General features: G+C 31.6%; 20 protein-coding genes. 6 read left to right on the plus strand and 14 right to left on the minus strand.

Annotated elements, in window-relative coordinates; all coding sequences use genetic code 11:
• Positions 1-122: 122 nt before the first annotated feature.
• From ftsZ to mraZ, 13 genes are all read right to left on the minus strand, one after another.
• On the minus strand, positions 123-2,021 hold the full coding sequence (ftsZ, locus tag ATE90_RS10240; protein ID WP_036787542.1) for a cell division protein FtsZ: 1,899 nt from the start codon (positions 2,019-2,021) through the stop codon (positions 123-125).
• 66 nt (positions 2,022-2,087) lie between these two features.
• Positions 2,088-3,416, minus strand: coding sequence for a cell division protein FtsA (gene ftsA, locus ATE90_RS10245; RefSeq protein ID WP_036787545.1), 1,329 nt, complete (start codon positions 3,414-3,416; stop codon positions 2,088-2,090).
• A gap of 6 nt (positions 3,417-3,422) precedes the next feature.
• Positions 3,423-4,148, minus strand: a complete 726-nt coding sequence (locus tag ATE90_RS10250; RefSeq protein ID WP_036787547.1) for a cell division protein FtsQ/DivIB — start codon at positions 4,146-4,148, stop codon at positions 3,423-3,425.
• A complete protein-coding gene (gene murC / locus ATE90_RS10255) occupies positions 4,145-5,488 on the minus strand; it encodes a UDP-N-acetylmuramate--L-alanine ligase (protein ID WP_036787549.1) in 1,344 nt (447 codons plus the stop codon). Before murC ends, ATE90_RS10250 begins: the two co-directional genes overlap by 4 nt.
• Positions 5,485-6,576 (minus strand): undecaprenyldiphospho-muramoylpentapeptide beta-N-acetylglucosaminyltransferase, encoded by a 1,092-nt coding sequence (gene murG, locus ATE90_RS10260; RefSeq protein ID WP_036787551.1) that lies wholly within the window; start codon positions 6,574-6,576, stop codon positions 5,485-5,487. Before murG ends, murC begins: the two co-directional genes overlap by 4 nt.
• Positions 6,563-7,744: an FtsW/RodA/SpoVE family cell cycle protein gene (locus tag ATE90_RS10265; protein ID WP_036787553.1), complete on the minus strand. Its 1,182-nt coding sequence runs from the start codon at positions 7,742-7,744 to the stop codon at positions 6,563-6,565. The genes murG and ATE90_RS10265 overlap by 14 nt, the downstream gene beginning before the upstream one ends.
• A 52-nt stretch (positions 7,745-7,796) precedes the next feature.
• On the minus strand, positions 7,797-9,131 hold the full coding sequence (gene murD, locus ATE90_RS10270; protein WP_036787556.1) for a UDP-N-acetylmuramoyl-L-alanine--D-glutamate ligase: 1,335 nt from the start codon (positions 9,129-9,131) through the stop codon (positions 7,797-7,799).
• The gene (mraY, locus tag ATE90_RS10275; RefSeq protein WP_036787560.1) at positions 9,132-10,358 is read right to left on the minus strand and encodes a phospho-N-acetylmuramoyl-pentapeptide-transferase; all 1,227 of its coding nucleotides are present in this window, start codon (positions 10,356-10,358) and stop codon (positions 9,132-9,134) included.
• Between the two features lies 1 nt (position 10,359).
• On the minus strand, positions 10,360-11,826 hold the full coding sequence (locus ATE90_RS10280) for a UDP-N-acetylmuramoyl-L-alanyl-D-glutamate--2,6-diaminopimelate ligase (protein ID WP_036787563.1): 1,467 nt from the start codon (positions 11,824-11,826) through the stop codon (positions 10,360-10,362).
• Position 11,827: 1 nt separating this feature from the next.
• Positions 11,828-13,792: a penicillin-binding protein gene (locus ATE90_RS10285; protein WP_101451368.1), complete on the minus strand. Its 1,965-nt coding sequence runs from the start codon at positions 13,790-13,792 to the stop codon at positions 11,828-11,830.
• 58 nt (positions 13,793-13,850) lie between these two features.
• Entirely contained in the window at positions 13,851-14,177 is a 327-nt protein-coding gene (locus ATE90_RS10290) for an FtsL-like putative cell division protein (RefSeq protein ID WP_036787568.1), read from the minus strand.
• A gap of 2 nt (positions 14,178-14,179) precedes the next feature.
• Positions 14,180-15,100 (minus strand): 16S rRNA (cytosine(1402)-N(4))-methyltransferase RsmH, encoded by a 921-nt coding sequence (gene rsmH / locus ATE90_RS10295; RefSeq protein ID WP_036788343.1) that lies wholly within the window; start codon positions 15,098-15,100, stop codon positions 14,180-14,182.
• Complete coding sequence (gene mraZ / locus ATE90_RS10300; protein WP_036787570.1) at positions 15,087-15,554, minus strand: division/cell wall cluster transcriptional repressor MraZ; 468 nt, start codon at positions 15,552-15,554, stop codon at positions 15,087-15,089. Before mraZ ends, rsmH begins: the two co-directional genes overlap by 14 nt.
• A gap of 202 nt (positions 15,555-15,756) precedes the next feature.
• On the opposite strand from mraZ, the gene ATE90_RS10305 reads away from it, so the two are divergent.
• From ATE90_RS10305 to ATE90_RS10325, 5 genes are read left to right on the plus strand one after another with little or no spacing between them, the layout of a single operon-like run.
• Positions 15,757-16,521: an alpha/beta fold hydrolase gene (locus tag ATE90_RS10305; RefSeq protein ID WP_101451369.1), complete on the plus strand. Its 765-nt coding sequence runs from the start codon at positions 15,757-15,759 to the stop codon at positions 16,519-16,521.
• A 42-nt stretch (positions 16,522-16,563) separates the two neighbouring features.
• On the plus strand, positions 16,564-17,175 hold the full coding sequence (gene yihA / locus ATE90_RS10310) for a ribosome biogenesis GTP-binding protein YihA/YsxC (protein ID WP_036787574.1): 612 nt from the start codon (positions 16,564-16,566) through the stop codon (positions 17,173-17,175).
• A 6-nt stretch (positions 17,176-17,181) separates the two neighbouring features.
• A complete protein-coding gene (locus ATE90_RS10315; protein ID WP_036787577.1) occupies positions 17,182-17,868 on the plus strand; it encodes an RluA family pseudouridine synthase in 687 nt (228 codons plus the stop codon).
• 34 nt (positions 17,869-17,902) lie between these two features.
• Positions 17,903-18,937 (plus strand): alkane 1-monooxygenase, encoded by a 1,035-nt coding sequence (locus ATE90_RS10320; protein ID WP_036787579.1) that lies wholly within the window; start codon positions 17,903-17,905, stop codon positions 18,935-18,937.
• Between the two features lie 5 nt (positions 18,938-18,942).
• Positions 18,943-19,680, plus strand: coding sequence for a nitroreductase family protein (locus tag ATE90_RS10325; protein ID WP_036787582.1), 738 nt, complete (start codon positions 18,943-18,945; stop codon positions 19,678-19,680).
• Between the two features lie 44 nt (positions 19,681-19,724).
• Here the strand turns inward: ATE90_RS10325 and ATE90_RS10330 are convergent, their stop codons facing one another.
• Entirely contained in the window at positions 19,725-22,106 is a 2,382-nt protein-coding gene (locus tag ATE90_RS10330) for a penicillin acylase family protein (RefSeq protein ID WP_036788345.1), read from the minus strand.
• Positions 22,107-22,179: 73 nt separating this feature from the next.
• Between ATE90_RS10330 and ATE90_RS10335 the strand changes: the two genes are divergently transcribed.
• Positions 22,180-23,328 carry a DegT/DnrJ/EryC1/StrS family aminotransferase gene (locus ATE90_RS10335; protein ID WP_036787585.1) on the plus strand — a complete coding sequence of 383 codons (1,149 nt, stop codon included), beginning with the start codon at positions 22,180-22,182 and terminating at the stop codon, positions 23,326-23,328.
• Positions 23,329-23,335 lie beyond the last annotated feature (7 nt).

Raw genomic sequence — 23,335 nt, forward strand, 5'->3', positions numbered from 1 at the left:
AGCTAGTTTATAGAAAAGCATCACAAATGAACTAATTTAATGCAATAAATAGGTTTCGTAAATTAATTACAAAAAAAATCACACCATTTCTGGTGTGATCTTATATATAATTTAAAAAAATATTAATCTACATTATCATGTAAAAAAGAGTTATTAGATTTAAAACCTAAATCATCATTATCTTTTTTTAATGAAGTTTCTGTTTTACTTATGGATGTGTTTTTATCTAAATCCACACCCATTCTTTTATATGCCGGTTGACGTTCTATTTCATCAATATTTTTACCTAATTGATCATTAAACTTATAATTAAAACCTTTCATTTTTTTACGTCTTTCCTCTGCTCTCTTTTGTAATTCAGAAATTGTTAAGTCCAATGGGGAAACTTCCTCACTCGTGGTTTCAATCTTATTAATTTCTGATTGCGGTTTTGTTGTTTTTAATTCAAATTGAAATTCTTCTTCCTCAATTACTTTTTTCTCCACAAAACTAGAACTTTTACCTATTGTTGGTTGAGCATCAAAATCTTCTAAAATATATCTTTTTTCAACTTCTTTCTTTTCAGCCTTAATTTCTTGCGCTCCATAAACCTCAATTTCATGGATATTTAATTCTTTCTCTATATTTAAATTAAATCTAATTTCGTCTTCAGACTTTATTTCTGCATCAGGATTTAAAGGTAAATCAAACATTAAATCTGTTTGAAATTGCGTCGATACTTCTTCCACTTTTTCTTCCACTTTTGCAGCATCCGTAATGATAAAATCATCTTCAGAAACAACATCACTAGAAACCTCATCAAAAGTTACTGGCATGTTTGAAATAATTGGATTTGTAGCCACTAAATCCATTTTTGGTTTAGTATCTTCCATTTCATCTCCTAAAACGTGTATAATTTTTTGTGCTCCCGTATTAGAAATGGGAGTATTTAAAGTAGGTGATTTCGTTACTGTTTTTTCTGTAAAGTTATACGTAGCTTTTTGTTCATCCTCTAAAGTGTGAATGATTTTTTTTACCTCTGTATTTGTAATTGTACTTTGTTGATCTGCCGCAAAACCAGTAGCAACAATTGTTACTGCAATTGCATCTCCCAAGTCCGCATCTTCTCCAATACCCATAATAATGTTAGCGTCATATCCAGCTTCATCTTGAATGTAATCGTTGATTTCACCAATTTCATCTAAGGTAACTTCATTAGTCCCAGATACAATAAGTAATAATACATTTTTAGCACCTGTAATTTTATTATCATTTAATAACGGTGAATCTAATGCTTTTACAATAGCTGTTTTTGCTCTGGTTTGACCTTCTTCTTTTGCAGAGCCCATAATTGCTGTACCGCTATTAGAAAGGACCGTTTTAGCATCATGCAAGTCAATATTTTGTTTGTAGTGATGCGTAATAACTTCTGCAATTCCTTTAGAAGCAGTAGATAAAACTTCATCAGCTTTCGAAAAACCTGCTTTAAAACCTAGGTTTCCGTAAACTTCCCTTAATTTATTATTATTAATAACAATTAAAGAATCCACATTTTGGCGCAATTGATCAATTCCCAATTGAGCCTGTTTTGAGCGTCTTTTGCCTTCGAAAGCAAATGGCATTGTCACAATACCAACAGTTAAGATGTCCATGTCTTTGGCAATTTTAGCAATAATTGGTGCCGCACCAGTGCCAGTTCCACCACCCATACCCGCAGTAATAAATACCATTTTTGTTTGGGTATTTAGCATTTGCTGTATTTCTTGCATACTTTCTTTAGCTGCTTGTGCCCCAATTTCTGGATTTGCACCAGCTCCTAAACCAGATGTTAAGTTTGCTCCTAACTGTATTTTATTAGGAATTGGGCTGTTTTCTAGAGCTTGTGCATCTGTATTACAGATTACAAAATCTACTCCTTTTATGCTTTGGGTAAACATGTGATTTACTGCATTGCTTCCACCACCACCAACACCAATTACTTTTATGGTATTAGATTGTGTTTTTGGCATGTCAAATAAAATGTTATCAAATTCTGAGCTCATAATAACGTTTATCTTTTTAAATTTTTATTAATTTTATTCTTTTTAATTTTACTAATCATGCTGATTTTACTCAGCGTTGTCTAAAAAATCCTTTAAACCTTCTGTAAATTTTTCGAAAAAAGATTTCTTCGTAGGTTTTGGTTTTTCCTCACTTTTTGCTTGAATTTCTTCTTGCTCTTCTGTCTCTGCATTTGATTCAGATACAGTCTCCTCAATAATATCTTCTACTTTAATATCTTTCTCTAAACCGACCATCAACAAACCAACAGCTGTGGCGTAAGAAGGACTTGACAAGCCTTCATCAGAATCTCCGGCTAAATGCTCATTAGGAAATCCTATTCTGGCATCCATACCCGTTATATATTCAACTAACTGACGTAAATGTTTTAGTTGAGAACCACCTCCTGTTAAAACAATTCCCGCAATTAGTTTTCCTTTTGCAGTTTCATGTCCGTAATTTTTTATCTCTAAATACACATGCTCAATAATTTCTTGAACTCTTGCATGTATAATTTTTGATAAATTTTTTAATGTAATTTCTTTTGGCTCTCTTCCTCTTAAGCCCGGTATAGAAACGATTTCTGTTTCTTTATTTTCTCCTGGCCAAGCAGAACCAAACTTAATTTTCAATAATTCAGCTTGTTTTTCAATGATAGAACAACCTTCTTTAACATCATCTGTAATTACATTTCCTCCAAAAGGAATGACAGCAGTGTGTCTGATAATTCCGTCTTTAAAAATTGCTAAATCTGTAGTTCCGCCTCCTATATCAATGAGAGCGACTCCCGCTTCTTTTTCTTCCTGACTTAATACTGCTGAAGCCGAAGCTAAGGGTTCTAATGTAATTTCACTTAACCCTAAACCCGCACTTTTTACACAACGTCCAATATTTCTAATTGATGAAACTTGACCAACAACAACATGAAAATTAGCTTCCAAACGACCACCATACATACCTATTGGCTCTTTGATATCTGCTTGAGAATCTACTTTAAATTCTTGTGGTAATACGTGAATAATTTCTTCTCCCGGTAACATCACCAACTTATGAACTTGATTCACTAAGTCTTCAATATCATCTTCATCTATAACTTCATCAGCATTATTTCTTGTGATATAATCACTATGATGTAAGCTTCTTATATGCTGACCAGCAATACCAACAACAACATCTTCAATCTTTACACCAGAAACACTTTGTGCTTCATCTACCGCTTGTTGAATTGATTGAATCGTTTGTGTAATATTACTTACAACTCCACGTTTCACGCCTAGGCTTTTAGCTTTTCCGATACCAACAACCTCAATCTTGCCATATTCGTTTTTACGACCAATCATGGCAACAATCTTGGTTGTACCAATATCTAAACCAACAGCTATTTTATTGTCTTCCATTTTGATTTATTTAATGCACACAACTTGGTTGTGATATTTTAAATTTATTAAATTGTAATTTTTAATAGTTTTATCTTTAAATGTTTTGCTGTAAAAAGCTTTCAACTTCTTAAATTTTGTTTCCATTTCAGATAATTTTCCAAAATTTATTTTATAATCACCACTTCTCACAGAAAACTTATACTCATGAACGTCAGATTTTTCAATTCCAACAATCTCTTTATGTAAAAATTCATCCCCTAATATTAAAGAAATCAAAGGTAAAATCTCGTTAACAGCTTCCACATTTTCAACTCCCGAAATCAACATTACTCTTGCAGAATAATTATTGGACAAAGGGACTTTTACACCTTGTTTATCAATGTAATAAGAGCCACTTTTTAAAACAATTCTAGCAACAGGTATCCGTTGTTTAATAATTGTTTTTAGTCTGCCATCAATCGTTAAAAAAATGGTTGCATTTTCTACATATGGATTTTTGGACACTCTATTCTCTAAGCCGTATAAATTTATCACAGATTTCGCTTGGTTTTGCACTGTTTCTTTATTTTGTATTAACAATTTATTAACCATTGAATATGTTAAAAAATTATTATCCCCTTCTTCAAATTCCACAATAGGCTCTGCTATTTTTATTTGCAGATTTCTTGTTGATGAAAAACTGTACAAAAACCCTAAACCCACCATCAAAGCTGGAAATAACAAGTATTTTAAAACCTTTCTGAATTTCATTTTCTTGAATTATAAAAGTTTATTTTTACTTCATTTACCATTTCTCCAATGTCACCAGCACCTAACATTACAACTACTTTTGCTGTCGAGTTTTTAATATCTTTTATTAAATTATTTTTTTGAACCAATTTTTTATGCTTATTCTCTATTTTATGAAATAACCATTCAGAACTTACCCCAGCAATTGGTAATTCTCTTGCTGGATAAATATCTAATAATAAGATTTCATCAAATTTTGATAATGCAGTTGCAAAATCATCTATAAAATCTCTTGTTCTAGAAAATAAATGTGGTTGAAAAACAGCCAATACTTTTTCTTTGGGATACATTTCTCTTATGGAATTTTCTACTGCATTTATTTCTGTTGGATGATGTGCATAATCATCAATCAAAACAAAGTCACTAGTTTTTATTTTATAAGAAAACCTACGTTTCACCCCTTTAAAAGTTGACAAACTTAATTTAATTTTTTTTGCGGGAACACCATATACATCTGCCATTGCAAATGCAGCTAAAGCATTCATTACATTATGCTTACCTGGTAAATAGAATTCAATATTTTTTATACTTTCTGATGGTGTTTGGACATCAAAAATATACTTTCCACTTTCAATTTTTAAATTAAAGGCTCTGTAATCTGCGGCTTCGTTTACAGCATAGGTTAACCCTCTTAAAGGCAATCCTTTTGCAATGATTAATGTACCTGAAACTTTATTTGCAAACTCTACAAACGATTCTTCTAAAACTGCTGCTTCTCCATAGATATCTAAATGATCAGCATCCATAGAAGTTATACAAGCAATATTAGGACTCAATTGTAAGAAAGATCGATCAAACTCATCTGCTTCAACAACCGAAACTTTGTCTTCACCCAAAATTAAATTTGAATTGTAATTTTCAGCAATTCCACCTAAAAAAGAAGTCGCTTTTTGTTGATGCATAATATGGCCTAAAATAGAAGAAGTTGTAGTTTTCCCATGCGTTCCAGCAACAGCGAGACAAAAAGTGCTTTCTGTAATTTTACCTAAAACTTCTGCTCTTTTTAAAACCTTAAAATTATTATTTAAGAAGTAATTTAATTCTGTATGATTTTCAGCAATTGCTGGTGTATAAACAACCAAGGTTTTATCCTTATCTAAAAAAGAAATTGGTATGTTCTTTAAACTATCTTCAAAATGAATTTCAACACCCAATTCTTCTAAACTCGAAGTTATTTGAGACGGAGTTTTGTCATAACCAGCCACAAGCTTTCCATTGGATGCAAAGTAACGAGCAATTGCACTCATTCCAATACCTCCAATACCAACAAAATAAATGGTCTGTATCTTTTTTAACTTCACTTTTTTAATAGTTTTTCAATTTCATTTACAATATCTGTTGTTGCTCCTGGCAATGCTAATTCTTTTATATTCTCTGATAAATGCTCTTGCTTTCCTATATCTTTTAAAAGCGTTTCAAAAACAATAGGAAACGTTTCTAACTCACTTTCTTTTAACAAAATAGCTCCATGTTTGTCTGCTATGGACTTTGCATTTTTTGTTTGATGATCCTCAGCTACATTTGGTGACGGAATAAAAATGACAGGTTTACCAACGATACACAACTCTGAAACAGAGCTTGCTCCTGCTCTAGAGATAATAATATCCGTAGCAGCATATGCCAGATCCATTCTATTCACAAATTCATGCACTTGCACGTAACTTAAGTCATTGTATTTATTATACTCGTCAAAATAGAGCTTTCCGCATTGCCAAATAATTTGAACCTCTTGGTTTTTGAAGAATTCCAAATTACCCTCAACAAGCTGATTTATTTTTCTTGCACCTAAACTTCCGCCTAAAACCAAAATTGTTTTATTCGTTTTATGCAACTTAAAAAAATCTTTTGCTTCTTGTTCTTTGGAATAAATCGTCAACAAATCTTGACGAACAGGATTTCCTGTTTTTACCATTTTATCCAAAGGAAAAAAACGTTCTAAATGATCATAGGCCACACAAATTTTGCTGGCTCTTTTACTCAACAATTTATTAGTAATTCCTGGGAAAGAGTTCTGTTCTTGTATTAAAGTAGGAATACCCTTTCTGCTTGCCACTATTAAAGTTGGCCCACTCGCAAAACCTCCAGTGCCAATTGCTATATCAGGTTTAAATTGTTTGATAATTTTTCTTGCTTCCCACAAACTACTAATCAATTTAAAAGGAAAGGATAAATTATCTAGGGTTAGTTTTCTTTGCACTCCAGAAATCCATAAGCCTTTTATATCATAACCAGCTTGCGGAACTTTTTCCATTTCCATTCTATCTTTAGCACCTACAAAAAGAAAATTTGCATCTGGATAGCGTAATTTAAATTCGTTAGCAATGGCTATTGCAGGATAAATATGACCTCCTGTTCCTCCTCCAGAAATAAGTATATTATATGGTTTCATGTAAAATATCTAAAGGGTTATCATCTAAAATATCTTCTTCTTCTACTTCTTTTGCTGCGCTTACACTAAGAATCATTCCTAATGCAAAACATGTCATCCAAATAGAAGTACCTCCACTACTAATTAATGGCAACGTTTGTCCAGTAACTGGAAACAAGTTGGCAGCAACAGCCATATTTATGGTCGCTTGAAATATAATTGGACAACCAACACCAACAACTAACAATGTTCCAAAAATGGTAGTTGTTTTTCTAATAACCACAAAAATTCTGAAGAGCAGCAAAAAGTAAATAAAAACGATTAAAAAACCACCTAATAAACCATATTCTTCAACAATAATTGCAAAAATAAAATCTGATGAAGATTGTGGTAAAAAGTTTTTCTGAACACTTTTACCAGGACCAACTCCTACCGGACCTCCTGTTGCAATTGCAATTTTTGCCTTTTGTACTTGATACGCTTCTTTATCTTCTGAATCTGAAAAATTCTCAATTCGATTTTGCCAAGTTTGCACTCTATTTGGCATTGCGTCTGGAAAGGCTTTTGCTATTAAAACAAAAAACAATAATATTACTAATCCTGTTCCAATAATAAATCCTAAATATTTTAATGGGTATCCTCCAATAAAAGTCAGCATTAAAGTCATAGCAAAAATGATGGCGGTTGTTGAGAAATTTGCAGGCAATATTAATATTAAAACTGCAGCTACTGGCACCCAAAGCTGCCATACGCTTTCTTTAAAATTGATTTCTTTTTCTTTGTTTTTAGCTAAATATCGCGCTACATAAACCATCAACACTAAACCTGCTAAAGTAGATGTTTGAAAACCGATACCTGCAATACGAATCCATCTACTTGCATTCGCCCCTCCAATTATAGTTCCTTGCGCCAATGTAAAAACCAATAAGACAATTACAATGGGAAGCATTAATACAGATCCTCCTGAGAAGTATCTGTAAGGGATTTTATGAACTCCATAAATTATACCAAAACCCATAATTAATAAAACCATGTGTTTTAGTAAATACCCTAAAGTAGAACCAGAACCAACAACATATACTAAGTTTGTGCTTGCACTATACACAGGCATAAAAGAGAATATTGCCAAAATAGCAACAATTGCCCAAATGGTTTGATCTCCTTTTATATGTTGAAAAATAGTTTTCATTTTTAGGTTTACGGATACGTAAGTATTTAAATGTTTAGATGATTAAACCTTTTTAAAGACTTTTTACTGCTCTTTTAAATTGACGCCCTCTGTCTTCATAATTATCAAATAAATCAAAACTAGCGCAAGCAGGAGATAATAAAACCACTTCTCCTCTTTCTGCTAACTTATGAGAAACTTTTACCGCTTCTTCGGCCCCGGCAGTTTCAACAATAATATCTACTACATTACCAAACGTATTTTTAATTTTTTCATTATCAAGACCTAAACAAACAATTGCCTTTACTTTTTCTCTAACCAAAGGCAATAAATCATTATAATCATTCCCCTTGTCTACACCTCCAACGATCCAAACTGTGGTTTTATCCATGCATTCTAATGCATAAAAAGTTGCATTTACGTTCGTTGCTTTAGAATCATTTATATATTCTACATCCTTTACCTTTGCAACATTTTCTAAACGATGTTCTACACCCTCAAAATCTTCTAAACTTTCTTTTATAACTTGTTTTCTAGCCTTTAATAATTGCGCAGCCATACTTGCTGCCATGGCATTTTTTGTATTATGTTTTCCCTTAATTGATAAAGTTGATAACGGCATGTTAATTGGGTCTTTATTAATGTTGATGATTATATTATTATCTTTGATATAAGCTCCATATTCTAATTTTTTTTCAAGCGAAAACGGAACTAATTTTGCACTTGTTTTATTTTCTTTTAACCAATTATTGATTACAGGATCATCTGCATCATAAATTAAATAATCAGTTTCTTTTTGATTCTTTGTGATTCTAAATTTTGAGGCAATGTATTTATCAAAATCATACTCATAGCGATCTAAATGATCTGGTGTAATATTGGTTAAAATTGCAATGTGACTTTTAAAATTTTCTATGCCATCTAACTGAAAACTACTTAATTCTAAAACATAATTCTCATACGTTTCCTCAGCAACTTGTTGTGCAAAACTATCTCCAATATTCCCGGCAATTCCAACACTTAATCCCGCTTTTTTTAAAATATGATGTGTTAATAATGTTGTGGTTGTTTTTCCATTTGAACCTGTAATCCCAATAATTGTTGCATTTGTATATTGTGCTGCAAATTCAATTTCCGAAATAACCTTTATTGAGTTCTCCATCAATTTTTGAACTATTAAAACTTTTTCCGGAATCCCTGGACTTTTTACCACTGCATCAGCATTTAAAATCTTACTTTCTGTATGCTGATTTTCCTCAAAATCAATTTCATTATTTAAAAGAACTTTTTTATATTTATTTAATATTTTGTTGTTATCTGAAACAAAAACTTCGTACCCTTTTCGTTTTCCTAAAATTGCAGTCCCTACTCCACTTTCTCCTCCTCCTAAAATCACTAACCTTTTCATCTATCTCAATTTCAAAGTAACAATTGCGAAAACCGCTAAAAGAATTCCAACAATCCAAAAACGAACAACAATCTTACTTTCATGATAACTCAACTTCTGATAATGATGATGTAAAGGCGCCATTTTAAAAATACGTCTACCTACTCCAAATTTCTTCTTTGTGTATTTAAACCAAGAAACCTGCATTATTACTGAGAGATTTTCTACAACAAAAATTCCTGCTAAAATCGGCAACAATAACTCTTTACGAATTGAAATTGCGATTACCGCTATAATCCCTCCAATTGTTAAACTTCCTGTATCTCCCATAAAAACTTGAGCAGGATATGTATTGTACCACAAAAACCCAATTAAAGCTCCTGCAAATGCCAAAATAAAAACAGTCATTTCTCCAGAATTTGGGATATACATTACATCTAAGTAATCAGCAAAAATTATGTTACCAGAAACCCAAGCAAAAACAGCTAATGTTATTACAATTATTGCTGATGAACCTGCTGCTAAACCATCGATTCCGTCCGTTAAATTTGCTCCATTGGAGACTCCTGTAACAATAAAAACAGTGATAAAAATGAAAACGATCCATCCATATTTTTCATAACCTTCACCCAAAAAACGCAACGCTTTTGAATAATCTAATTCGTTATCTTTTAAAAACGGAACGGTAGTTTTGGTAGATTTGTGAGCCTCACCAAAAACTTTTTTTCTTCCATTCTCTTGCATAACTTGCTGCTGCACTGGTAATTGCTCTTTAATCGTAACTCCATCATTAAAATATAACATTGACCCTACAATCAGCCCTAGACCAACCTGACCTAAAATTTTAAACTTCCCTTTTAAACCATCTTTATCTTTTTTAAACACTTTGATATAATCATCTAAAAAACCAATAAAACCCATCCAAAATGTAGTGATTATCAAAATCACAATGTAAATATTATCTAATTTTGTTAATAAAATTACAGGAATTAACGTTGCTAGAATAATGATTATTCCTCCCATAGTTGGAGTTCCAGATTTTTGTTTCTGCCCCTCTAAGCCTAAATCTCTAACCGTTTCTCCTACTTGTTGTTTTTGCAAAAATTTAATAATTCTTTTACCAAAAATTGCTGAAATCAATAAAGACAAAATAAAAGCTGCTGCTGCTCTAAATGTGATAAATTGAAACACACTTGCACCTGGAAAACTAAATTGACTTTCTAAATATTCGAATAAATAATACAGCATTTTAGTTCTTTTTTAATTGATTAAAACAGTTTGTTACTTCTTCTAAATCATCAAAATGAGAGCGAACTCCATTCACTTCCTGATAATTTTCATGTCCTTTTCCAGCAATTAATATAATGTCCCCAGTTTCTGACAGTTTACAAGCTGTTTTTATTGCTTGTCTTCTATCTAAGACGGTTAATGTTTTTCTATAGTTTTCAGGCGAAACACCATCTTCCATTTCATCTAAAATAGTTTGAGGGTTTTCGGACCTAGGATTATCTGAAGTAAAAATTGCCTGAGTGCTTAATTGAGATGCAATATGCGCCATTTTTGGTCTTTTTGTTGCATCTCTATCACCTCCGCAACCGACTACAGTGATCACTTTTTCGTTTCCTGTTCTAATATCATTAATCGTTTCTAATACGTTTTTCAAGGCATCAGGAGTGTGAGCATAATCAATAATTGCCGTGTTACCTTCTTCAGAAATTACATATTGAAAACGACCACTTACACTTTCTAATTGACTTACAATAGTTAGAATTTCTAATTTTTCTAACCCTAATAAATCTGCAGTTGCAATAATTGCAGTTAAATTATAAATATTAAAAACGCCAATTAATTTAGTCCAAACTTCAGTTCCATCGACAGAAATTAAAGTTCCAGAAATTTGCTTTTCTAAAATTTTCACTTTATAATCTCCTACTGTTTTTAGAGCATATGTTTTCTTTTTTGCTTTGGTGTTTTGCAACATAAAGTTGCCATTTTTATCATCAATATTTGTCAAAGCAAAAGCCGATTTTGGCAAAGAATCGAAAAATGATTTTTTCACATTTCTATATTCGGCAAATGTGTCGTGATAATCTAAATGATCATGAGAAAGGTTTGTGAAAATTCCACCAGCAAATTTTAAGCCTTCTGTTCTTTTTTGATGAATTCCATGAGAACTCACTTCCATAAAACAGAATTCTACACCAGCATCTAGCATCATATCTAAATACTTGTTAATCGCTACTGAATCTGGAGTTGTATGCGTCGCTTTAAACTCAACTTTATCAACTAAAACTTTAACAGTAGAAAGCAATCCAACTTTATAACCAGCTTTATAAAATAACTGATACAATAGCGATGCAATTGTTGTTTTCCCATTGGTCCCTGTAACTCCAACTAAAGGAAATTTAGTTGAAGGATTTTCATAAAAGTTAGAAGCCATAACCGCCAGAGCAACATTCGCATCATCAACTTGCACATACGTAATTCCTTCTTTTATATCCGAAGGAAAAACTTCACAGATAATTGCAATTGCACCTAAAGAAATCACTTTATTTATAAACAAATGACCGTCAACAGAAAAACCTTTTTGAGCAATAAAAACATCATTTTTTTCAATTTTCCTAGAATCGAAAACAAGTTGATTTACATCAATATTTGTAACCCCAAATACTTGGTTGATTGCAACCTTATATAATATGTCTTTTAAATTTTTCAGTTTACGATAATTTTAAAATAATGGTGGTTCCTTTCACTAATGTTTCTCCCTTTTTTATCGATTGATATTTTACTTTTCCCACTCCAGTAATCTTTACTTTCAAACCAATATTTTCTAATAGAGAAACGGCATCCATACCAGACATTCCTTGAACATTTGGTATATATGTATGTTCTTTATTAATAACTTTAGTATATTTTTTATATTGATTTACTATACTTTCAAATTCAACTTTATCTTTTACAGATTGATTATCTATAGGTGTTGTGGTGTAAATTTTTTGAGCAATCTCTTTAAAGATTGGCGCTGCAACCGTAGCTCCATAATAACCTTTCTTTTTATTGGGATCATGCACAACTACAATACAAGAATATTTAGGTGCTTCCGCCGGAAAAAAACCTGCAAAAGAGGCCACATAACGTTTTGTTGAATAATGACCAGAAATAGTCTCTCCTTTTTCATTTTTATGTCTTGGAATATATTTTTTTGCAGTCCCTGTTTTTCCTGCCATAGAGAAATTAGAAGAATAGATATTCTTTGCAGTTCCTCTAATAACAACATTTTCCATCACTTTTCGAATCTTTTTTAAAGTTTGATCAGAAGCAATTTTAGAATTTACAATTTCAGTTTGAAAAATTTTCTCTATTTTATCTTGTCTTCTTAATTCTTTTACAAAGCGTGGTTTTACCATCACTCCATTATTTGCAACTGCATTATAAAACATCAATGTCTGCATAGGCGTAACAGAAACTCCATACCCCCAAGACATCCATGCCAGAGAAATTTTACTCCATCTTTTTTTATCTTTAGGGTTAGGGATATAGGGTAATCCCTCACCTTTTATTTGAAAACCAATTGGTTTTTTAAATCCGTATTTTTCTAGTTTACTAATAAATTTTCCTGGGTTCTGGTCATAATGTTCCCTTATTAATTTTACGATTCCGACATTGGATGAAACCTCAAAAACTCTCGCGGCAGAAATTTTCCCATAACCTCCTCTTTTAGAGTCTTCAACCTTTCTATTATAAATGTAAACTTTACCTTTCTCTGTATCCACCACTGTAGATGTATCAATTACTTTATCATCTAAAGCAGCCATTAAACTTGCTAATTTAAAAGTAGAACCCGGTTCATGACTTTCCCAAAGAGCATAATTCCTTTTTTCAAAATATTTTCCTTTTGAGGTTCTCCCTAAATTAGAGATTGCTTTTATTTCGCCCGTTGCAGTTTCCATAACCACAGCACAACCATGATCTGCTTCAAAATATTCTAATTGACGTAACAAGGCGTGATGCGTAATGTCTTGAATATTTACGTCTATTGTTGTAATGACATCGTGACCATCGATAGGCTCTTTTTCATTGACATCTGAAATTGGTTTCCATTGATTTTTTGCAATCTTCTGTTTCCAACGCAAACCATTTTCACCTTCCATAAAATCAGCAAAAGCACCTTCTATTCCAGCTTCACCTCTAAAATCATCATAACCAATTGTACGTTCTGCAATTTTACCAATAGGATGCGCACGAACAGTTTTATGTTCTGCAATAAATCCTCCCCTATAAACTCCCAATTTAAAAATTGGAAATTTTTTCATTTTTAGATAATCATTATAACCTACATTTCTAGCAATTAATAAATACCTATTTCGGCGTTTTTTTGCTTTTCTTAATTTGTTTTGATAATACTCTGGAGAATTGCCAAACATCTGAAACAATTCTTCTGATAAAGCCATAAAATTATTCTCGAAGACATTACTGTTTACAGCAACAACATCCATCCTTATTGTATATTTAGACATTGAAGTCGCCAACAAATTACCGTCAGCTGCGTACACATTTCCTTTATTCGCTTTGATGGTATCTTGCTTTATAGTAAGTTCTGTTGCAAGTTTTTTATACTTTGCTCCTTGAGCATATTGAATATTTACAACCCTAAAAATAATAGCCAATAAAAAAAGCGTCATAAAACCAGCTACTATGTAGAATCTGGTAAGTATGCTTTTTTTGTGAGTTGCCAATATATTAATCTTTATAGGTTACTTTTATTTTTTTTGGTGGTGTTTCGGATGGTTTTAAACCTCTATCCTTCGCTTTTTTTCTGATGCTAGACTCCATTTTCATTCGCATTAAAACGGTACCTGTATCTACATACTCTGCTCTTAATTCTCTTTTCCTCTTATTTAATTCTGATATTTTAATCACTTTTTTATCAGCATTATGAGCACTCGAAATCATAATTAACAGCAGTGCTACAACAAAAATTATAATTCGCCAGTTTTTGAAAGCTGATTCATCTGTAAGGAAACTTCCTCTAAAAAAATCATAAACTCCTTTTTTAACCTTTGACATAACTAACTTTTTGCTTTGGACCTATAACTTCTCAAAGTCGCTATTCTTAATTTCGCACTTCTAGCTCTATTGTTTATTTTAATTTCAGCCGCATTTGGAACAATTAATTTTCCTACTTTTTGCATAGGTTCGTTAGAATTACCAAAAACATCTTTCTCTAACTCACCACTGAACAAACCTGTTCTAATAAACCTTTTTACCAATCTATCCTCTAGAGAATGATATGAGATTACACTTAACCTTCCTTCCTCTTTTAATAGGTTAGGCATCTGTCCTAAAAATTCTTTTAAAACATATAACTCTTCATTGACTTCAATTCTAATGGCTTGAAATATTTGTGCTAAAATTTTATGCTCTTTTGCATTTGGCAAATACTTTTTCAAAACTTTTTTCAACTGAAAACTAGTTTCAATTTTTTCTTCCTCTCTTTCTTCGACAATAGTCTTTGCGATATTTCTGGAGTTTCTTAACTCTCCATATAAAAACAATATCTCCGCTAACTTCTCTTCAGAATATTTATTTATAATTTCTTTTGCTGAAGTTTTAGATTTTTGATTCATTCTCATATCTAAATCTCCGTCAAAACGAGTTGAAAACCCTCTTTCGGCCTCATCAAATTGATGAGAGGAAACACCTAAATCTGCCAAAACTCCATCAACTTTTCTAATTCCATGAAACCTTAAAAAGCGAGAGATAAATCTAAAATTTTCAGGAATCAATACAAAACGTTCATCATCAATTAAGTTTCCTAAAGCATCTGGATCTTGATCAAATGCAAACAATTTCCCTTCATTTCCAAGTCTTTTTAAAATTTCCCTTGAATGTCCTCCACCTCCAAAAGTAACATCCACATAAACACCATCTTCTTTAATGGCTAGCGCATCTATACTTTCTTGCAATAAAACTGGATTATGATAATTCATTTTCATCCGTATTTCCCATTACCTCTTCAGCCAAATCTGCAAAATCTAAAGCTGCAGCATCAATTGCTTTTTCATATTTATCTTTATCCCAGATTTCAACAATATTTACTGATGATGACATGACTACTTGTTTTTGTATTCCTGCAAAATCACATAAATCTTTAGGAATTAAAATTCTACCGGTAGCATCTAACTCAACCATTCTAACCCCTGCTGTAAACCTTCTTATAAAATCGTTATTTTTCTTTTTAAATCTGTTCAGTTTATTAACCTTCTCCATCATCAAATTCCACTCTTGCATTGGATACAATTCTAAACAAGGCTGAAAAACAGCTCTCTTAATAACGAAACCATCTTGTAACACCGAAGACAATTGCTTCTTGAAAGCTGATGAAAACATCACTCTTCCCTTGGCATCTGCCTTACATTCATATGTTCCAATTAAATTTATCACTCAAAAAAATTATCAATATCAAAAATATATAAAAATTACCACTTTTTACCACATTTTACCACATTGTTAATAAGTATTAAAAATCCTCTATATTTACACTCCTTTGAAAATTGTAAAAAGCCTTAGTAAACTGATATTGAAATCAATTATATATTATAAAAAAAAACTATCTTTGCGTTTACAATAAATCAAACATAAATCAATGACGGATAAGTTAAAAACTGAAGGTGGTTTCACCTATGCTGAAGCTGGAGAAGGACCTACAATCATTGTTTTACACGGACTAATGGGGGCTTTAAGTAATTTTGGCGCAACACTTAATTATTTCTCCAATAATGGATTCAAAGTTTTAATTCCTGAATTACCACTGTATTCTCTGCCTCTTATAAAAACAAATGTCAAAAATTTAGCCGCATTTTTAAAAGATTTTTTAGAATATAAAGAAATAGATAACGCCATTCTTTTAGGAAACTCATTAGGAGGTCATATAGCCTTATATTTCACCAAACATTATCCTGAAAAAGTAAAAGCACTTATACTTACTGGAAGTTCTGGTTTATATGAAAAAGCAATGGGTGATAGTTTTCCTAAACGAGGAAATTATGAATACATTGAACAAAAAGCACAGCAAGTTTTTTACGACCCAAAAACTGCCACTAAAGAATTGGTAGATGACGTCTATGAGACTGTAAACGACAGAATGAAAGCCTTAAAAACTTTATCTATTGCCAAAAGTGCCATCAGACACAATATGGCCAATGACCTGCTACATATGCAACAACCTGCTTGTTTAATTTGGGGAAAACAAGACGGGGTTACACCTCCTGAGGTTGCTGAAGATTTTAATAAATTATTACCAAATTCAGATTTGTTTTGGATTGACAAATGTGGCCATGCTGCAATGATGGAAAAACCAGAAGAGTTTAATACTATTCTCCATAATTGGTTAACTTCTGGTAATATTTAAACTTTTGCAGTAAAGAATTTCAACAGCGAAGAACTTTTTATAATGAAAATAAAATCTGCAGAATTTGTGATGAGTAACAGTAATGTTACAAAGGCACCTAAAGACAGAATTCCTGAATACGCTTTTATTGGACGCTCTAATGTTGGCAAATCCTCATTAATAAATATGCTAATGGAGCGAAAAGATTTAGCAAAAATATCAGGAAAACCAGGAAAAACTCAGCTCATCAATCATTTTAGAATAAATGATGAATGGTTTTTAGTAGATTTACCAGGTTATGGGTATGCTCAAATCTCTAAAAAGAAAAGAACTATTTTTCAATATTTTATAGAGAACTACTTTAAAGAAAGAGAACAATTAGTTTGTACCTTTGTTTTGATTGATAGCAGACATGATCCGCAAAAAATCGATTTGGAATTCATGCACTTTTTAGGCGAAAACCAAATTCCTTTTTGCCTTGTCTTTACCAAAGCAGATAAACTAGGTAGCTCTAAATTAAATAAACAAATTACTTCCTATAAAAAGAAATTACTAAATTCTTGGGAAACTTTACCGATGACATTTCTTACTTCTTCTTCCACTAGATTAGGTCGTAAAGAATTTTTAGATTTTATTGATAGCGTAAATGAGGATGTTGCAAAAGATTTTAAATAATCGTTCATGCATTCTACAAAAGAAAACTTACACGTTTTATTTGAAGACAATCATATAATTATTGTTAACAAACGTTCTGGAGATATCACACAAGGCGATAAGACGGGTGATAAACCTTTAAGCGATGTTGTAAAAGAATATGTTAAAGTCAAATACAACAAAGCTGGAAATGTTTTTTTAGGAGTTGTTCATAGATTGGACAGACCCACTTCTGGTGTTATTATTTTTGCAAGAACATCTAAAGCTTTAGAACGTTTAAACAAAATGTTACGTGATAAAACAATTCGTAAAACATATTGGGCTATTGTAAAAGGCACTCCAAAAAAAGAAAAAGATACTTTAATAAATTTCCTGAAAAAGAATCCTAAGAACAACAAATCTTCTGTTTACAGCAAAGAAATTACGGATTCTAAAAAAGCAATTTTACATTACAATGTCATCAAAAAATTAGATAATTATTCCTTAATAGAAATTGATCTAGAAACTGGAAGACATCATCAAATTAGAGCTCAATTATCATTTATTGGCTTTCCTATTAAAGGAGATTTAAAATATGGCTTTAATAGAAGTAATAAAGACGGAAGCATACACTTGCATGCTAGAAAAATAGTGTTTACTCACCCTGTTTCTAAAGAAGAGATTTCTGTTATTGCACCTAGTCCTAACGAAGTAATTTGGAACGCTTGCAAGTAATTGGTATATTTAGAAAATAATTCTTCTTTAAATAATGAAAGCTTTCAAATATTTTTCAATATTCGTCGTTCCTTTTTTTGTATTCATCTCTTTCACCTGTAAAGGCTGGCTTACCTATATACCCGCTATTATTTTGTTTGGTTTAGTCCCTCTTATAGAATTTATGATAAAACCCAACAAGGTTAACTTCAACAAAGAAGAAGAAAAAATTGAAAAAGAAAACAAATTGTATACCTATCTCTTATATGCTACTGTATTTGTACAAGTGCCCTGTTTAATATTTTTTTTATACGCAATACAAGAAGCAAATTTAACAAATTTAGAAATTTTTGGACGTATATTTTCTATGGGAATCATGTGTACAATTATTGGTATAAATGTGGGCCATGAATTAGGGCACAGAAACAATAGAATTGATCAATTTATTGGTGAAATTTTATTACTCACTTCGTTAAATACTCATTTTTTACCTTACCATAATGGAGGGCATCATTATAATGTTGCAACTCCAAATGATGCTGCAACTGCAAGAAAAAACGAGGTATTATTCACGTTCTGGATTCGCTCTCATTTCTCAAGTTACATTGAAGCATGGAAACTAGAAAACAAAAGAATGATTCAAGAACAAAGAAGCTGGTTTCATCATCAAAATAGAATGGTTATTTATTCAATTTGTAATGTTGTACTTTTAAGTTTGATTTACTTTTTCTTTGGAAAAACAGTCCTACTGTATTTTATAGCTGCTGCGGTTATTGGAATTGCTTTCCTTGAAACTGTGAACTACATAGAACATTATGGCTTGCTCAGAAAAAAGAATGAAAATGGTCGTTATGAAAAAGTAAAAAGAAATCATTCTTGGAATTCAGATCATCAAGTTGGACAAATTTTGTTGTTCAATTTATCACGTCATTCAGACCATCATTATAATGGATCAAAACATTATCAACTTTTAAAAACAGTACCAGAAAGTCCCCAAATGCCAACAGGATACCCAGGAATGATGTTACTTTCATTCTTTCCACCTCTTTGGTTTTGGTTGATGAATAAAAAAATACAAAAACTCTCATAAATTTTATGTCCCAAGAAAAAACAGTATCTGAGGCTATACACTATAGACGTTCAGTAAGAATTTACGACAATGAAAAATCAATAGATAAAACCATTGTTAAAAAATGTATTGAACAGGCTTCTTTAGCCCCGAACAGTAGCAACATGCAATTATGGGAATTTTATCATATTACATCCAAAGATATTATAGATAAGATTGCGCCATTTTGTTTTAATCAAAATGCAGCAAAAACAGCTCAACAATTAGTAGTTTTTGTTGTTCGAAAAGATTTATGGAAAAAGAGAGCCAAAGCTAATTTAAGCTTTATGGATGCTAATTTTGGCGCAAATAATCCGAAAACAAAACAAAGTAGTAGAGAAAAAGTAGCAAGAAATTATTATGGAAAAATAATCCCTTTTGCATATGCAGATTTTTTAGGAATTTTGGGTTATTTTAAATTCTTAATGACTCTTATTATCGGCCTTTTTAAACCTATTTACAGGGAGGTTAGAAAAAGTGACATGAGAATTGTTGCTCATAAAACTTGTGGTTTAGCCGCCCAAAACTTTATGCTCTCAATGGCGGCAGAAGGTTATGATACTTGCCCAATGGAAGGATCAGATACTTGGCGAATAAAAAATTTACTTGGCTTACCATTTGCCTCAGAGGTAAATATGATTGTTTCTTGCGGAATTAGAAAACCTGAAGGTGTTTATGGTGATCGATTTAGAATTCCTTTTGACGAAGTTTATAAGGAAGTATAGAAAAAATGAGAAGCTAAAACAACTTTAGCTTCTCATTAAATCAATCATTTTTTAGGCTTCAAAACCAGCAAATTTTTACTTCTTTCGATTTCAGATTGATTAATTTTCATTTTCACAAACTCACCATTCAAATATTTTTGAGCTTGGTCTTTATAATGTTTACTAAAGACCCTGCCAGATTGACCTGTAGGCACAATTGCGAAACTATTTTCTACATCTGAGAAATCCACAACCCGTCTGGTTGAAGGCCCCGCTTTCACTTTATAAACACCCGTAGAATCAATATCGTAAATTTGATTATTAATTACTTGATCTCCTCCAGCGGTTACAAAAGGACCTACATTAAAATATTTTCTTAAACCTGCAACTTCACCAACTGCATGTTTATATTCTACAGAAATAACTCTTTTCCATGTCCAATCTTCAACGTTCCCTCCTAATTGGTTTTGTAAGAAAGCAAACGCATTTTTAAAAGATGTATTGATAATATCTTCTTTATTTTCAATTTTATCCTTGGTCATAATATTGTCCCACCAAATAGAATTTACTCTTTTTGCTTGCACTGGTAATATCTTCTCTATGAAAGGCGTATTCGCAAACTGACTGTAAGATTTTCCCATTTCATCTGCAAAAGTGTTTTTCTGAAACTCATATACCATTCGATTATAAATTACAGGTCCAACTTCTTCTATCTCAAAATTACCTTTCCAGTTTTTTAAAAAATAAATTGCTTTTTTCTCACTCACAGACAAATCTCTCTGATTTATTGATTTTATAAAATCAGCAATAATAATTGGTGCATTTGGAGAAGTAACATCGAACATCATTTTTGCAACATCTTCCTTGGTCCAATCATTTTTTGACTCTAACAAATTGACAATTCTTTTACCTCTATCTTCATTTAAATAATATCCAGGATATAGCATTCCTGCAACAGAATCTGGCTGATTGTTTGCAGAATACACATAATTCCACCTTGGATTTACCGCTTGCGGATTTTCTTCAAAATCTAAATACCCTAGAATTTCATCCTTTCCAGAAGCTCCATCTAAATAGGTTTTTGTGTATAAAGAATCTCTATAAGTATATAATTTTCCGGAAGCAAACCAGGCAATATTATTTTCCGCATCACCATACATCATATTTAAACCTGGTGCATGTAATTTACTGGCTCCTTTTTTAAATTCTGATAAATTATTAGCATGAGAAATCTCATAAGCTACATCCAAAATTTGATTTTTACCTTTAGTATAAATCCATTGCATCGCAATTGAACGCTCATCATCTAAATGATCAATAATTCCATTCATTACAGGTCCATGCTTACTTACTTTTATCTTATAAACACTGTCTTTTCTATCTTTAATTTTAATACGTTTTTCAATTAATTTATAATCTATAAATCTATTTTCTGATTTGTATTGATTTCTGTTTTCGGGATTTTCTTGTTCCACATAAAAATCTACATCATCATTTTCAAACATCGTTAAACCATAAGCGTAGTCTTTATTATGCCCTAAAAGTGGAAAAGGAATTAGTGCCAAATGAAATCCATACATTTCATAATCCGGAGTTGTTACATGCGCTTGATACCAAACTGATGGTTGGGAAAAACCAATATGAGGATCATTAGCAAAAATCACCTTTCCATTCTTCGTTTTGTCTGCTCCAATAACCCAAGAATTACTTCCTATAAAAGGTGATATTGGCAAAACATCATACAAATCATTTATAGCTTTTGCAAAACGCCCTGTTAATGCTGCATTTTTCTCATTTTTAATAATAGTCAGGTTTTCAGATTCTCCTCCTATTAATTCTTTAAAGTAAGTTTCTCCTAATTTCTCTTTCACTTCTGTTAAAAGCGGATCTGTTTTGTGCGCTATTGCAAAACTAAAAGCCATATAACCAAATACGTTATACATATCTTTTAATGTATAATTTTCTTTTTCTACACCAACTAAAGTAAACTCTAAAGGTGTTTTCCCTTCTTCTATGTATTGATTTAACCCATCTAAATAGGCTATTGCTAATTTATATTTTGGCGAATTTTTATCCAAATTAGCGATGGTTTTCTCTGACGCTTCTTCAATTCCTAAACCAGAAAAAAGTTTGTCTGTCCTTACCAATTTTTCTCCAAAAATTTCTGACAATCGTCCAGAAGCAATTCTTCTAATCAATTCCATTTGCCACAACCTGTCCTGAGCATGCACATATCCTAGCGCCATATAAGCATCTTTTTGATTTTTAGCATAAATATGCGGAACACCAATATCATCAAAATAAATACTTACTTCTTCAGATAAATTTTTAATTTTAATCTCATCATTATAATTTGGGTGATATGTTTTTGAAAACAACCAAACTCCAACTATGAACAGTACTAATAATCCAATAATAATTTTTAGAAGTTTTTTAAAAAATTTCATTTGAAAACATTTTATATAACCAAAGATAAAAGAATAATATCGTATTTTTGTTTTGTTCATAGAAATCTGACTCATGAAAAAAATTCAAATGGTTGACTTACAAAGTCAATATCAAGAAATAAAACAAACTGTAGACAATTCTATACAAGAAGTTCTTAACTCATCTACTTATATAAATGGACCTTTAGTTAAAGAGTTTCAAAAAGATTTAGAAGAATACCTAGATGTAAAACATGTAATTCCTTGTGCAAATGGAACCGATGCTTTGCAAATTGCAATGATGGGTCTTGGCCTAGAACAAGGAGATGAAGTTATTACCGTAGATTTCACGTTTGCAGCCACAGTAGAAGTAATAGCACTTTTAAAACTGACTCCTGTTTTGGTTGATGTTGATGAAAAAACGTTCAATATTAATATTGATGCTTTAAAAAGAGTGATTACTCCAAAAACTAAAGCAATTGTTCCTGTTCATTTATTTGGACAAGTTGCAAATATGGATGCTATTTTAGAAATTGCAAAAGAGCACAATCTATTTATAATTGAAGACAATGCACAAGCCATTGGGGCAGATTATACTTTTAAAAACGGAACAAAACAGAAAGCTGGAACGATAGGACATGTAGGAACAACCTCTTTTTTTCCATCAAAAAACTTAGGTTGTTATGGAGATGGTGGAGCAATTTTTACAAATGATGATGAGCTTGCTCACACGTTAAGAGGCATTGTAAATCATGGAATGTATACACGTTACTATCATGATGTTGTTGGTGTAAATTCTAGATTAGATTCTATTCAAGCAGGCGTTTTAAAAGCCAAACTACCTTTATTAGATACTTATTGTGAAGCCAGAAGAAATGCTGCGCGTTTTTACAATACAGCTTTTGCTAACAATACCAATATAATTACACCCACAACAAATGCTTGTGGAAAAATTTGTGCTACTTGTAATTGCCACGTTTTTCATCAATACACATTGCAAATCACCAATGGTAAACGTGATGAATTACACAAGCATTTATTAGAAAATGAGATTCCAAATGCCATTTATTATCCTGTCGCTTTGCATTCTCAAAAAGCCTATGTTGACGACAGGTACAAAGAAGAAGATTTTCCTGTAACCAATAAATTGATAAAAACGGTAATTTCTTTGCCTATGCATACAGAATTAGATAAAGAACAACTAAGTTTTATTACACGAACAATTACAAATTTCTTAAAATAAAAAAAAA

Source organism: Polaribacter sp. Hel1_33_96 (assembly GCF_002846595.1).
Lineage (GTDB): Bacteria > Bacteroidota > Bacteroidia > Flavobacteriales > Flavobacteriaceae > Polaribacter.

Coding starts and splice junctions, on each gene's coding strand:
- ftsZ (WP_036787542.1), bottom strand. CDS start 2,021: ATGAGCTCAGAATTTGATAACATTTTATTTGACATGCCAAAAACACAA.
- ftsA (WP_036787545.1), bottom strand. CDS start 3,416: ATGGAAGACAATAAAATAGCTGTTGGTTTAGATATTGGTACAACCAAG.
- ATE90_RS10250 (WP_036787547.1), bottom strand. CDS start 4,148: ATGAAATTCAGAAAGGTTTTAAAATACTTGTTATTTCCAGCTTTGATG.
- murG (WP_036787551.1), bottom strand. CDS start 6,576: ATGAAACCATATAATATACTTATTTCTGGAGGAGGAACAGGAGGTCAT.
- ATE90_RS10265 (WP_036787553.1), bottom strand. CDS start 7,744: ATGAAAACTATTTTTCAACATATAAAAGGAGATCAAACCATTTGGGCA.
- murD (WP_036787556.1), bottom strand. CDS start 9,131: ATGAAAAGGTTAGTGATTTTAGGAGGAGGAGAAAGTGGAGTAGGGACT.
- mraY (WP_036787560.1), bottom strand. CDS start 10,358: ATGCTGTATTATTTATTCGAATATTTAGAAAGTCAATTTAGTTTTCCA.
- ATE90_RS10285 (WP_101451368.1), bottom strand. CDS start 13,792: ATGACGCTTTTTTTATTGGCTATTATTTTTAGGGTTGTAAATATTCAA.
- ATE90_RS10290 (WP_036787568.1), bottom strand. CDS start 14,177: ATGTCAAAGGTTAAAAAAGGAGTTTATGATTTTTTTAGAGGAAGTTTC.
- rsmH (WP_036788343.1), bottom strand. CDS start 15,100: ATGAATTATCATAATCCAGTTTTATTGCAAGAAAGTATAGATGCGCTA.
- ATE90_RS10305 (WP_101451369.1), top strand. CDS start 15,757: ATGACGGATAAGTTAAAAACTGAAGGTGGTTTCACCTATGCTGAAGCT.
- yihA (WP_036787574.1), top strand. CDS start 16,564: ATGAAAATAAAATCTGCAGAATTTGTGATGAGTAACAGTAATGTTACA.
- ATE90_RS10315 (WP_036787577.1), top strand. CDS start 17,182: ATGCATTCTACAAAAGAAAACTTACACGTTTTATTTGAAGACAATCAT.
- ATE90_RS10320 (WP_036787579.1), top strand. CDS start 17,903: ATGAAAGCTTTCAAATATTTTTCAATATTCGTCGTTCCTTTTTTTGTA.
- ATE90_RS10325 (WP_036787582.1), top strand. CDS start 18,943: ATGTCCCAAGAAAAAACAGTATCTGAGGCTATACACTATAGACGTTCA.
- ATE90_RS10330 (WP_036788345.1), bottom strand. CDS start 22,106: ATGAAATTTTTTAAAAAACTTCTAAAAATTATTATTGGATTATTAGTA.
- ATE90_RS10335 (WP_036787585.1), top strand. CDS start 22,180: ATGAAAAAAATTCAAATGGTTGACTTACAAAGTCAATATCAAGAAATA.